A 12,507-nucleotide genomic window follows, 5' to 3' on the forward strand; every position below is an offset into this window, starting at 1 on the left:
GCCTGCCCTCAGCCGTGGTTCAGGGCGAGAGCCCCCATGTACGCCGCGTACCCTCCGAGCAGGAGCACCGCCTCGGCACGGACGAGCCGCCGCCCCGTCCACAGCATGCCGCCGAGCGCGAGCGCGGACGCCACCAGCACGACCACGTCGATCCGCTCCAGCCCTGGCGACACGAGCGGGCGCACGAGCGCGGCCCCACCCAGGATGCCGAGCAGGTTGAACAGGTTCGAGCCGACCACATTCCCGACCGCGATCTCGCTCTCGCCACGGAGCGCCGCCACCACGGTCGTCGCCAGTTCCGGGAGGCTCGTCCCGATGGCCACGACGGTCAGCCCGATCACAGCCGCCGAGACGCCGGCCGCCTCCGCGAGCCCGACGGCGCCGCCGACGAACCAGTCCGCCCCGAGCACGAGGCCGGCGAGGCCCGCCACCACGAGGGCCGCGTCGCGCCATGCCGGGCCCTCCGGAGCCTGCACCGGGAGGTCCACGACGGCCTGCTCGGCGTGTGCGGCCCGCACGCTCCAGATGAGGTACACCACAAGCCCACCGATCAGCAGCGCCCCCTCGACCCGCCCGACGGCGCCGTCCAGCAAGAACGCAGAGGCGAGCACGGTCACCCCGAGCAACGCTGGCAGGTCCCGATGGAAGAGCGAGGGGTCGGCCAGGATCGGGCGGATGAGGACCGCGACCCCCAGCACCAGCCCCACGTTCGCGATGTTCGACCCGACCACGTTGCCGATCGCGATGCCCCCGGCCCCGTCCAGCGCGGCGCGGACGCTCACCACGAGTTCGGGCGCGCTCGTCCCGAACGCCACCACCGTCAGCCCCACGACGAGAGGCGTCAGGCCCAGTCGTAGCGCGAGGGCGGCGGCGCCTCGAACCAGGAGGGTTGCCGCTCCTACGAGCAGGAGGAGCCCGCCCACGAGCGAGACGACGTCAGCGACCATGCCAGGGGTGAGAGGAGGGCCGCGTCAACGCTGCCCACGGGCGGCGGCTCCACCCGACACTCGGGCGAGGCAAAGTTCACCTGGCCCGCCTCGGGCGCCGAGGGCGACCTACCGCGTGGCCCCGGTGCCGCCCAGCAACGCCCGGTACTGGGGGTTGTCCGGCTGCATCTGAACGAGCCGCTCGGCCAGGGCCGCCGCCTCTCCGCGGCGGCCTTCCTGGAGGTAAGCCCCGCTCAGGTTGTAAAGCACCTGCGGCGTGTCCGGGGCGACGGCATGGGCGCGCTCGAGAAAGCGCATCGCGGCGGCGCGGTCGCCCGCCTGCAGGGCCATTGCGCCGAGGACGGCCAGCGCCGGGACGTGGTCCGGGTCGCGCGCCAGCGCCTCCTGGAACAGCCCCGCGACGTACGGCAGCCGGTCGGACTGCCCGGACTGCTGGGCGCGCGTCAGCTCCAGCGAGGCCAGCCGCGACCACGAGCCGGGCAGGAACGGGTACCCCTGGAGGATGGCGCGGCGCGTGACGAGAGCATCCCGCACCCGCCCGTCGCGCTCGTAAAGGCCCGCCAGCGAGTCGGCGGCGGGCAGCCACGAGGAGCCCGCGATGACGGCCTGCGCCAGCTCCGCGACGTAGCGCGGCGTCCGCGACGTGTCGAGGCGTACCGGCTGCGCCTCCTCGGGGCGGAACGGCCAGCCCGCCGTCAGCTGCGCCACCCGGATGCGCCCGGCGAGCGAGTCCATCGGCGTCACGAGGCGGACCAGGCGACCCGGCGGCGTCGGCTCCGGGGTCCCGCCCAGCAGACCGTCGGCCACGAAGGCGTCGAAGAAGGCATCGGCGAGGACGCTGTAGCCGGTCAGGTTCGGGTGGAGGTGCTCCAGCATCAGCCGCCGCCCGACGATGCCGCCCGGGGACGCCGCCCGGAACGCCGCCTCCCCATCGACGAGGTGTGCGCCGTGACGCGCCGCCGCCGCCCGGATGAAGTCGCTGAACGCCTCCGGTGCCCGGAAGCGGAGCGCGTCGAGGTCGCGGGCCCGCTGGAAGGCCGCCCGCGCCTCGTCCGGCCGGTCGAGGGTCTCGTAGACGAAGCCGAGCACGTAGTGGGGGTCCGCCGCGAGCGTGTCGAGCGTCGTCGCCTGCTCCAGCAGCGGGAGCGCGTCCGCCGGGCGGCCGCCCTCATACGCGTCGATGCCCGCCTGCGCCGCGGCCACGAAGGCCGTCGAGTCGGTGCCCTCCCCCAGCGCCGAGATGAAGGGCCGCTGGTCGTGCTCGTTGGAGGCGAGCGTCGAGATGTAGACCGGGACGCCCGCCTCGGCGTAGCGCGCGAGCAGGAGGTCGAGGTTCTCCTCGAACTGGCGTCGCCCGGCCTCATAGATCTCGCCCCCGAACGGCACGTTCTGCTCACCGATCATGCGCGCCATCAGCGTGTTCGACGGCGGACGGCCGACCGGCGTTCGCTCGCTCCCCAGCGCCGCCAGCGAGCCGACCACGCCGCGCACCAGCTGCACCGTCCGGAAGCGCCGCAGGCGGAGGTAGGTCCGCACGAGCGCGGGCCAGCGCCCGAGCGACTCCGTCGACGCCGCGCCGAGGACGCCGTAGAACTCGTTGTGCCCGGCGTAGATGACCACCACGTCCGGGTCCTGCGCGATCACCTCGTCCGCGAGGTCGAGCAGCGTGTACGAGTTGACCGCCGCCATCGCCGTGTTGACGACCTCGATCTCACGGCCGGGGTATGCCAGCCGAAGCCGCGTGGCGAGCACCTGCGGGAACGACGCGCCCCGGTAGAACGGGTAGCCCGCCGCCGACGAGCCGCCCTGCGCGAGGATGCGGAACGTGCCCTCGGCTTTCTCGGACCGGAAGATGTCCGGATTGGGGGTCGGGACCGTCGCCGAGGTCGCGAAGTAGCGCTTCGCCACCTCCCGGTTGGGCACGAGCAGGCTGTCGGCCCCGTCTACGGGCACGAACAGCGGGTAGTCCTCGCCATAGCCGCCGAGCCGCAGGCCGGCCTCCAGCAGCACGAAGAACAGCACCGGCAGCAGCACCAGCACCGCCGTGAACGCCCGCCGCCGACCGGGCGAGAGGGCGACCTCGGAGGGAGCGTCAGAGGACTCGGGGGGCGTCGGCATCGGGGGCAGGTCGGGGCGCGCAAGAATACGCCGATGGCCGGAGCCCCTCCCGCACACCGAGGCCGATCCCCGCCCCGTGACCCGACGCCGACGGCAGCCTGTTCGCCAGGCTCGCCGAACGGACGATCACGCCGCCGCCGTATGCCTCCAGCCTTGACCTCCTGCTCGGCATTCCGGCGGAGGCACCGTGCCCTTCCTCCCGACCATGCGCCGCCTCCTGCTCGTCCTCCCCCTCCTCGCCCTACTCGGCTGCCCCCAGACGCCCTGGTGCGACCGCCTCAACCCGAAGCAAGCCGACGGACTCCAGACCTGCATCTACGCCGACGAGGTCCTGTCCGGAACCCGACCGGTCTCCACCGCGGACGGCGCCCCCGTCGACTTCATGCTCCAAGAGATCGACGCGGACGCGGGCCAGGACTCGCTGGCCGACGGAACGCGCCTGTCCGGACAACCCTGGGGCGTGGTCTGGTCGGTCGCTGACGGGGACCCGAACGCGACGGACCTCGTGGACCGGATCCGCCGCAGGACGATCCGTGCCGATAGCGTCGGGCAGGTCGTGACCGTCGAGGTCGCGCCCGACGAGAGCCGCTACGCCCTCGGCCTCGGCGACGGCCGGTTTCTCGTCCGCTCCGCCGACCACGAGACATTGCTCGACGGCCGCGTGCCGGACGGCGTCGACACGAGCTGGGGCATCGAGATCGTCAACGCCGTGGCCGAGTTTGCCTTCTCCGCCGACGCCCGACGCGTCGTCACCGGCGACCGCCAGCAGAACGTCGACCTGTGGGACCCAAACAGCGACGGGCACCTGTGGCACGCGACGCTCGGCGAGGACATCCGCGCCCTCGCCGTGTCCGCCGACGGGCGCCTCGTGGCGGCCGGATCCAAGGACGGAACCGTGACCGTCTGGGACGCCACCAGCGACGCCAAGCTCGCCTCGTGGACGCACCCCCGTTCGGTCGGGCACCTCGCCTTCACCGACGACAGCCAGCATGTCGTCGTGCGGTTGCGCGGGACATACCACGCCCCGAGCCGCCCGACCGCGAGCCAGACCAACACGCTCCTCAACAGCGACGAGCAGGTCCGCCGCGCGCAGAACGCCGGCCACGATGGCTACACCAGCGGCGAGGTCGTCGCCGTCTGGCGCCTGCCCTGACCCGCCCCGCCTCGGGCCTCCCACCGTCCTGCCGAGGCGGGCGCGGTCAGGGCGCCCGGAACAGGTCCGCCGACGCCGCGAACTGGCTCGCCTCGGCCACCATCACCAACCGGTCGCCCGGCTCGACGCGGAACTCGCCCGCCGGGCTCCCCACCGTCTCCCGGCCCCGGCGCACCGCCATCACCGTCAGCCCGTGGCGCTGGCGGAGGCCCAGCTCAGCGAGCGTCTTGCCCGCCGCCGGAGCACCCTCGCGGACCGCCACCGCACGCGTGTGGAGGCCCTCCTCGTCGAGCCCCTGGAGCACCATCAGGTGCGCCTCCTGGATGGAGCCGCGCAGCACGCCGTAGTCGTCCTGCCGCACCAGCGACGCCTGCCGCTCGATCTCGTCCTTCGGGATGAGGTACGCCCCGAGCACGTGCGCGAACAGGCGGACGGTCGTCTCCAGTTCCTCGGGCACCACCACGTCCGCGCCCGCCTTCGTGAGCGTCTCCACGTCCGCGATGAAGCGGGTCCGGGCGAAGATCTGGAGCGTCGGGTTGAGGTGCCGGGCGACCGCCACGATGCGCCGCGTCGCGTCGCGGTCGTTGATGGCGACGACCAGCAGCTTGGCGCGCGCGGCGCCGAGGCTCAGCAGGATCGGCTCGCGCGAGGCGTCGCCGTAGACCGTCTCCGCGCCGTCGGCATCGGCCGAGCGCAGGCTGTCCGGGTTGAGGTCGCTGACGGCGTACGGGATGCCGCTCTCGCCCAGCACGCGCGCCAGCCGACGCCCCGCCGGTCCGTAGCCGACGACGATGGTGTGGTCCTCCAGGTCCACCCCGTGGCCGTGGCCGCCAGCCGGCTCGGCGTCGTTTTCGACCTGCCGGCCCAGGGCCGCGATGCGGGGCGCGAGCGCGATCAGGCCCGGCGTCGCCAGCATCAGCACGACCGTGACCGCGATGAGCCCCTGGCTGCCCACCTCGCCCAGGCCGGCGGGCGTCAGCCCGGACTCGGCGCCTGCGATGGCGAGCACGAACGAGAACTCGCCGATCTGCCCGAGCGCTAGCCCCGACGCCAGCGCGACGCCCAGCGGGTAGCCGAGCACGCGCGCGCCGAACGCCGCCAGCCCGCCCTTCAGGACTAACACGCCGAAGGCCGCCGCCGCCACCCAGACCAAGTTGTCGAGCAGGAAGGCGGGGTCCAGAAGCATGCCGACCGACAGGAAGAAGGCGGCCGTGAACAGGGTCTGGAGCGGCAGGATCTCGCTCAGCGCGTGCTCCGCGTAGTCGCTCTCGGACACCAGCAGGCCCGCCAGAAAGGCGCCCAGCGCCAGGCTCACGCCCGCCAGCGACACGGCCCACGCCGTGCCCAGGCAGATGGCGGCGACGGCCAGCAGAAACAGCTCCGTGCGGCGCGTCTGCGCGATCCGCTCCAGCAGCATCGGTACCACGCGCCGCGCGCCGACGAGCACGGCGGCGATCACCAGCGCGGCCTTGCCCAGCGCGACCGCCACCTCGACCGGCGACCCGCCGTCGCCCGCGAGCACCGGCACCAGCAGCACCATCAGCACGATGGACAGGTCCTGGAACAGCAGCATCGCCAGTGCCACGCCGCCGACGGGCGTGTCCGTCTCGGCCCGCTCGGCCAGCACCTTGAGCACGATGGCCGTCGAGGACAGCGCCACGAGGAAGCCCGTGAACACGGCCGCGCCGACGCCCACGCCGAGCACGATCAGCCCGCCCGCGACGGCCGCCACCGTCAGCGCCACCTGGACGCCGCCGCCCAGGAAGATGGGCCGGGCCAGCCGCGCCATCTGGCCGAGCGAGAACTCGACGCCGATGGAGAACAGCAGCAGGATCACGCCCACCTCGGCCAGTTCGGCGACCAGTTCGATGTCGGTCACCAGTCCCAGCGCGTTCGGCCCGATGGCGACGCCCGCCAGCAGGAAGCCCGCGATGGGCACCAGCCGGACCCGGTAGCACAGGTACGCCACCAGCACGCCCGCCGCGAACAGCGCAGCCAGTTCGCCCACGAAGGGCAACGATCCGACGGCGAGGGGGAGGTCAGTCATCGGTCAGGAAAGGGGGCGTAGGCGGTCGGCGAGAGAGCCAGAGAGCTGTCGCCGCAGCGTATCGCGGCACGCCGATGCCGAACCCGGGCGCGCAGAAATGGGCCGCCCCGCCCCGGCTGGTCACCGAGGCGGGGCGGATGCCGCTCGACGGGGCAGGTTACGACGACGCCTGCTGGCGGCGGAGCCGGTCGAACCGCACCTGCTGGTCGGTGCCCGGGCGGACGCTGTAGGGATCGTCGGGCAGGTCCACCCGGATCAGTTCCGGCGTCCCGTCCACGTCGCGGAAGCGCTGGGGGGCACCGTCGGGGGCCTCGCCGAGCACCAGCACGGTCGTGCCCTGCTCGAGAATGCGGCCGCGCGAGGCCATCGCCCGCTCGGCCCCGCCGTTGGTCGTCCGCCAGCCGTCGGCCCAGTTGTAGATCCACTGCGCGTCGGCCGTCATCAGGCGGACGCAGCCGTGGCTCGCCGCGCCCGTCGTCGGGAGCGCGTAGTACTGGTGGACGTGGATGCCGCGAGCATCGTGGAAGTTGAACACCCACCGCATGTCCCAGCTCTGACCGGGCGGCGAGAGCGTGCTCACGCGGTGCAGCTCCTTCCAGTTGAAGTTGAAGCGCCCGTTGGGCGTCTCCGAGCCCTCGGCGCCCGTCGAGACGAGCCCCCAGCGCGCCAGGCGACCGTTCTCGTATCCGGCCCACGCCTGCACCGACTTGTCGATCACGAACAGCTTGTCGAAGTCGCGCGCACCGGGGTAGTCGCGTGGGAACGGGCTGAAGGCGCGGGGGTCGACGTCGGTCTGGCTCGGCAGCACGATCGTGTCCCCGGTGCGGAGGTCTGAAATGAACACGCCGTTGAGGAACGCCACCATGCCGTTGAGTCGGTCGCGGCCCTCGCGCGCGTCCCCGTCTCCGACCTCCTCGTAGAGCATGTGACGGGCGAGAATCGAATTGCCGCTCTCGTGGGCGAGCGTGTGGTACCGATACGAGACCACCGGCACCTCGGCGATGTCGTCGACGCGGTTGGCGTAGAGCAGCTCGGCGAGCCGGTCCTGGTTGTACAGCGAGCGCTCGCTCTGAGCCTGCGACGTCGGGACAGCCGCGAGCCCCACCAGGGCGACCGCGGCGAGGAGGAGGAATCGGAGAGGCATGGGGAAGAGGCGGGAGAGACACCAAGAACGCACCAGAGCCCCGGCTAGTTCGAGTCGGGTCTGGGGATCCGCCTCGAATCCGCGCCCAGGTGCTCATCCTCAGGCAATCCTCAGCGGTCAGCCGTCAGGAAGACGTGCCCTGGAAGCCCCCGCAGAGCGCAGCCCGTCGCGCCTGCCCCCGCCTCGGACCCGAGGCGGCCGGATGTCCCGTGACGTGCTTCCGTTGCGCTGCTCCCGCTTCCGTGAGCGAAACGAGCCTCTCACTGCACCAGCCACCAGATGTAGCCCAGGTACCCGAGCAGCAACACCGCGCCCTCCCAGCGCCGCGTCTTGCCGCCGGTGTAGAGGAACAGCAGCGTCACCAGCCCGAAGCCGACCATGATGGACAGCACGTCCGCCCCGATGCCGACCGATGCGATGGGCGCGGCGAGTGCCGCCGGGCCGAGCACGCTGAACACGTTGAAGATGTTGGACCCGATGGCGTTGCCGAGCGCGATCTCGGCCTCCCCCCGCCGCGCCGCCACGATGGTCGTCGCCAACTCCGGGAGGCTCGTCCCGAGCGCGACCAGGGTCAGCCCGATCACCGCCTCGCTGACGCCCAGTTGGGTCGCCGCGACCACGGCGCCCGCCAGCAGCCGGTCCGCCCCGAACACGAGCAGGGCCACCCCGCCGACGACCAGCAAGATGTGGCGCTTGAACCCCGCCTCCACCTCCACGAGCGCCTCGGTCACCTCGGGCGGCAGCTTCGCGTTCGCCTCGCGCACCTCCCGCCGCGACGTCCGGATGCCGTCGACGGTGTAGAGGACCGCTGCTGCCAGGAGCACCCCGCCCTCCCAACGCTCCAGCGTGCCATCGAGGAGAAACACCACGAGGGCCGCCATCGAGACCAGCATGATCGGCACGTCGTGGCGGACGAGCTTCCGGTCCACCGTCATCGGCGTCAGCACGGCCGCCACGCCGACGATCAGGCCGAGGTTGGCGATGTTCGAGCCGACCACGTTGCCCAGCGCCACACCGCCCTCGCCCGCCAGCGCGGCCTGGATGCTCACCACCAGCTCCGGGCTCGACGTGCCGATGGCGACCACCGTCAGTCCGACCACCAGCGGTGTGATGCCTATCCGCAGCGCCAGCGCCGATGCCCCGCGCACAAGCCCCTCGGCGCCCGCCAGCAGCAGCAGCACGCCGCCTCCCATGGAGAGCAGGCTTTGAGTCAGGGTCATGCGGGTCGCGGGAATCGTGGGCCGTCCTCACCCGATCGAGGCGCCCCGCGTTCCCGAGTCACTCCGCCTCGGCGCCCCAGCGGAGGCCGACGCGGACCGGGCGATGGTCCGAGAACCCGACCGGGGTGGTCTGAGCGGAGGTGACCTCCAGGGCCGGATCCACGAACACGAAGTCGATGCGCACGAACGGGTGCTGCGCGTGGTACGTCCGCCCCCACCCGTCCCCAGCCGCGCGCACGGCGTCGGTGCGGTCCACCCCGCCCGCGGTGCGGAGGCGGCGCGTGCTCCAGTTGTCGGCCGTCGAGTTGAAGTCGCCCGCCACGATCACCGGCAGCGTCTCCTCCGCGATCCGGTCTGCGATCTGCGCCGCCTCCTCGCCGCGCTTGGCGTAGACCGTCCGGTACTGGCGCAGGTAGGGCACCCAGGTGGACGGGCGGAACAGGCGGACGTTCTCGTCCTGCCACGGCTTCGGCGAGCCGAACGACCGCAGGTGAACGTTGTAGACGACCACGTCGCGGTCCTCCCAGCGGAGGTGCGACCGGAGCGCGAGCGACACGTCGGGGTCGCGCTCGACGCCCAGGATCAGCACCTCCTGCTCGACCACCTCGACGTCGGAGCCGATGCGCACGAAGAACGGCACGTCGGTCGAGTTGACCAGCCAGCCGGGGTGGCTCGCCAGTCGCGCCGGCAGGCGCAGCGCGTAGGGCAGCCGCGTGCGGACGGCCTCCACCTGGACCACCTCGCCGGCGCGCCGCCGGCGCTCGCTGCGTGCGACCACCCGGGCGTCCTGCATCAGCAACACGTCCGGCTCGGTCGCGCCGACGTACGCCACCACGGAGTCGCCAAGGGCCTCGCGCTGCCCCGCCTCGGGCACGTTGAACGTCGTCAGCACCAGGCCGTCCGGCCCGTCGGCAGGCTCGCCGAGGCGGGCCGGGCCGCCCGCACGGACCCCCACGATGAGGAGCAGGACGGCGTGGAAGGCCACCGCCCGCCAGCGCCGACCGAGCAGCCACAGCACGGCGAACACCGCCAGCGCCCATGACGCGTACGGCAACCCGATCGCCACGAGCTGCGCCCACCAGTACGGCCCCGGCCGTAGATAGGCCGCCATCAGCCCGACGAGGACGGCCCCGAGAACCGGCGCCTCCACAAGCCACAGGAGCACGCGGCCGACCGACGACCGGCGTTTGGAGGGGGCGTCGTCAGTCACGGCTGGCCCGGTCGAGGGCGTCCCGCTCCTCCGGGGTCAAGCTGTCGTAGCCCTTCTCGAGGATCTTGTCGAGGATCTGGTCCACGCTGAGCGTCGGCGAGGCCGCCCCGCCCCGCCTCGGCGACGCCGAGCGGCTGGTCGCGCGCCCCGCGGTCTTGGTCGCGGGCTCAGACCGGGCGAACGGGTTGCGGAAGGCCGTCCCCGCCGACCGTCCGCCGCGCCGCCCGAAGAACGGAGACGCCCACGCGCCAGGGCTCATCCCGGCCCGCTGCGCCCGTGCGAACAGGACGCCGCCGAGCGCGGCACCCAGCACCGTCATGTCCTGCGAGAAGACGAAGCTCAGCACCACGAAGCCGACCGCGATCCACTTCATCGGCACCACGCCGAGCAGGAACAGGCCGATGCCACGGTTCGGAGTCAGCGTGCCCACCGCGCACAGGATCGCGGTGACGGGCGTCCAGATGCCGAAGTAGACGCCGCGCGGCGCCAGCCCGACCGCCCCGAGCGCCAGTGCGAGCGCCGCCCCAGCCAACCCGCCGAGCAGGTAGAGCGCGAACAGGTGGCCCGAGCCGTACGTCTCCTCGTAGTCGCGCCCCATCCACTGGAGCCAGTAGAAGCCGAACACGAACGAGATCAGCCCGAAGAAGCCCCCGAAGGCGTTCACGAAGCCGTACGTCAGCGGCGTCCACGGTCGCGTGAGGACCGTCGCCGGGTCGGCGGAGAGCCACAGGTACTCCAGCACGACCATCGTCGGCGCGCCGAAGGCGGCGACCAGCGCCAGCAGCACGAACGCGAGGTACGTGACGAGGTTGACCGTCAGCAGCAGCCGCAGGGTCGGCGGGAGCGCGGCCCGCCAGATCTGGAAACGGAAGAGCGGGGAGTCAGCGGCGGCCATGCCTGGGGCGGTCGGGGCTCAGGAGAGGAGCGTTCGGGGGCGCACCGGCAGCCGCCCCAGCCAGTACAAGATCAGCACGGCGCCGGTCACCATGCCGCCCAAGTGCGCGAAGTGTGCCACCCCCGCCTGCGTGCCCGTGAACCCGGCGAACAGGCTGAACGCCGCATACCCGAGCACGAACCACTTGGCGGGGATCGGGACGGGCAGAAACAGCAGGTAGATCGGCGAATTGGGATAGAGCAGTCCGAACGCGGCGAGCACGCCCAGCACACCACCCGAGGCCCCCAGCGTCGGAATGGGGATGACGCCCGACGGGTCGCCCATCAGGAACGGCCACGAGGTCACGCCCAACTGGAGCAGGCTCGCGCCGAGCACGCAGACGATGTAGAACCCCAGGAACCGCCTCGACCCCAGCTCGCGCTCGATGGCCCCGCCGAACATCCACAACCCGAACATATTGAACAGGATGTGGCTGAAGCTGCCGTGGAGGAACGCGCTCGTCAGGACCTGCCACGGCTGGAACCTCCCGAAGGCGACCACGCCGTCCGAGAACTGAATGGCCTCGGGGCCGCCGATGGGCCACAGCGCGAACAACCGCTCGATCAGGTCGAACGGCTCGGGCGACCGGGCCTGGAAGATCATCTGCGCCAGAAACGCCAGCCCGTTGAGGATCAGGAGGTTCTTGACGACCGGCGGAAACAGGCCGAGCGAGGTCGGGGGGCGGTATGCGTTCTGCACAGAGTCGAGGGAGACGCCGGGGCGGGGGCCGCGAACGGAGGCCGGTCGGGGGAAGTTGCGGACCGGTGGGACCGCCGGAGGGCAGTGGGCGCAAGATCGCAGGCGCGCGAGAGCGCAGGACCGGTCAGTCTGCCTGCGTTCCGGCCCCTCGGCCTGCTCCGCATTTCCCACGAAGAGGAGACCAGCCCCCCACGCGCGCCGTTTCTTGCCCGCTCTGCCCCCGCTTTCGTCTGCTCCTCCTCCTCTCGGACCTCCACCTCGGCCGCGGGTCGCGCGATGCCACGCGCGACGCCGAACGCGACGCCGTGGCGATGCTCCGAGCCCACGAGCGCGAGATCCTCGACGGGGGCACCCTCGTGCTCCTGGGCGACGTCTACGACCAGTACATCGAGTACCGGCACCTCGTGCCCAAGAGCGGGCCCCGGCTCGTCGGCCTGCTGGCCGAGTGGGCCGACGCGGGCGCCGAGGTGGTGTACGTCGTCGGCAACCGCGACCCGTGGCACGAGACGTTCTTCGCCGACGACATCGGCGTCACGCTCGTGCGCGGCGCGTGGGAATCGCGACGCGACGGGAGGGCCCTGTATATTGCCCACGGCGACGGTCACGGCCGCCCCGCGTCCCTCGCCGACCGGCTCTCGCATCGCCTCCGTCCGCTCCTCCGAGCTCCTTTCATAACCCGCCTTTACCGCATGGGTCTGCCCGGCGACACCGGCTTCGGCCTCGCCCGCCAGTTCGCCCGCCGGTTCGGCACCGACGGCGAGCCCGACCCGGCCGCCCACCGCGCCCTCGCCGAGGCCGCCTGTGAGCGCCTCGAAGGCACCGACGCCGACCTCGTCGCGTTCGGACACTCCCACCGCGAGGCGCTCCAGACGACGCCGCACGGCACCTACCTGAACCCCGGCTACTGGTTCGGCGCCCGCACCTTCGCCCGCATCGACGCGGACGGGCCCGCCCTCTACCGCTGGCGCTCCGGCGCCGCGGAGCCGCTCCCCGCGGCCCGGCCCCTCGCGGCCACCTCCTCCCTCTGAGCCCTGG

At 72.5% G+C, this 12,507-nt stretch carries 10 protein-coding genes; 2 read left to right on the forward strand and 8 right to left on the reverse strand.

Annotation, left to right across the window (positions count from 1 at the left end; genetic code table 11):
• Window positions 1–8: 8 nt before the first annotated feature.
• Together B1759_RS07310 and B1759_RS07315 are read right to left on the reverse strand one after the other, a co-directional pair.
• Complete coding sequence (locus B1759_RS07310) at window positions 9–947, reverse strand: calcium/sodium antiporter (protein WP_095514357.1); 939 nt, start codon at window positions 945–947, stop codon at window positions 9–11.
• Window positions 948–1,055: 108 nt separating this feature from the next.
• Entirely contained in the window at window positions 1,056–3,065 is a 2,010-nt protein-coding gene (locus B1759_RS07315) for a tetratricopeptide repeat protein (protein WP_095514358.1), read from the reverse strand.
• Between the two features lie 205 nt (window positions 3,066–3,270).
• Here B1759_RS07315 and B1759_RS07320 point away from each other — a divergent pair, with 205 nt between their 5' ends.
• Window positions 3,271–4,218 (forward strand): WD40 repeat domain-containing protein, encoded by a 948-nt coding sequence (locus B1759_RS07320; protein ID WP_143537298.1) that lies wholly within the window; start codon window positions 3,271–3,273, stop codon window positions 4,216–4,218.
• A gap of 46 nt (window positions 4,219–4,264) precedes the next feature.
• On the opposite strand, the gene B1759_RS07325 is transcribed toward B1759_RS07320, so the two are convergent.
• The 6 genes from B1759_RS07325 to B1759_RS07350 all read right to left on the reverse strand — a co-directional run bounded on the left by B1759_RS07325 (window position 4,265) and on the right by B1759_RS07350 (window position 11,472).
• Window positions 4,265–6,265 carry a monovalent cation:proton antiporter family protein gene (locus B1759_RS07325; protein WP_095514360.1) on the reverse strand — a complete coding sequence of 667 codons (2,001 nt, stop codon included), beginning with the start codon at window positions 6,263–6,265 and terminating at the stop codon, window positions 4,265–4,267.
• A gap of 157 nt (window positions 6,266–6,422) precedes the next feature.
• Window positions 6,423–7,409 (reverse strand): L,D-transpeptidase, encoded by a 987-nt coding sequence (locus tag B1759_RS07330; RefSeq protein ID WP_095514361.1) that lies wholly within the window; start codon window positions 7,407–7,409, stop codon window positions 6,423–6,425.
• Between the two features lie 260 nt (window positions 7,410–7,669).
• Entirely contained in the window at window positions 7,670–8,629 is a 960-nt protein-coding gene (locus B1759_RS07335) for a calcium/sodium antiporter (RefSeq protein ID WP_095514362.1), read from the reverse strand.
• 58 nt (window positions 8,630–8,687) lie between these two features.
• Complete coding sequence (locus tag B1759_RS07340) at window positions 8,688–9,839, reverse strand: endonuclease/exonuclease/phosphatase family protein (protein WP_095514363.1); 1,152 nt, start codon at window positions 9,837–9,839, stop codon at window positions 8,688–8,690.
• Window positions 9,832–10,734, reverse strand: a complete 903-nt coding sequence (locus B1759_RS07345; RefSeq protein ID WP_095514364.1) for a DUF6576 domain-containing protein — start codon at window positions 10,732–10,734, stop codon at window positions 9,832–9,834. Before B1759_RS07345 ends, B1759_RS07340 begins: the two co-directional genes overlap by 8 nt.
• Before the next feature lie 18 nt (window positions 10,735–10,752).
• Complete coding sequence (locus B1759_RS07350; protein ID WP_198948782.1) at window positions 10,753–11,472, reverse strand: rhomboid family intramembrane serine protease; 720 nt, start codon at window positions 11,470–11,472, stop codon at window positions 10,753–10,755.
• A gap of 311 nt (window positions 11,473–11,783) precedes the next feature.
• On the opposite strand from B1759_RS07350, the gene B1759_RS07355 reads away from it, so the two are divergent.
• Complete coding sequence (locus B1759_RS07355; RefSeq protein WP_095514365.1) at window positions 11,784–12,500, forward strand: UDP-2,3-diacylglucosamine hydrolase; 717 nt, start codon at window positions 11,784–11,786, stop codon at window positions 12,498–12,500.
• The last annotated feature ends 7 nt before the right edge of the window (window positions 12,501–12,507 follow it).

The organism is Rubrivirga sp. SAORIC476 (assembly GCF_002283555.1).
Classification (GTDB): domain Bacteria; phylum Bacteroidota; class Rhodothermia; order Rhodothermales; family Rubricoccaceae; genus Rubrivirga.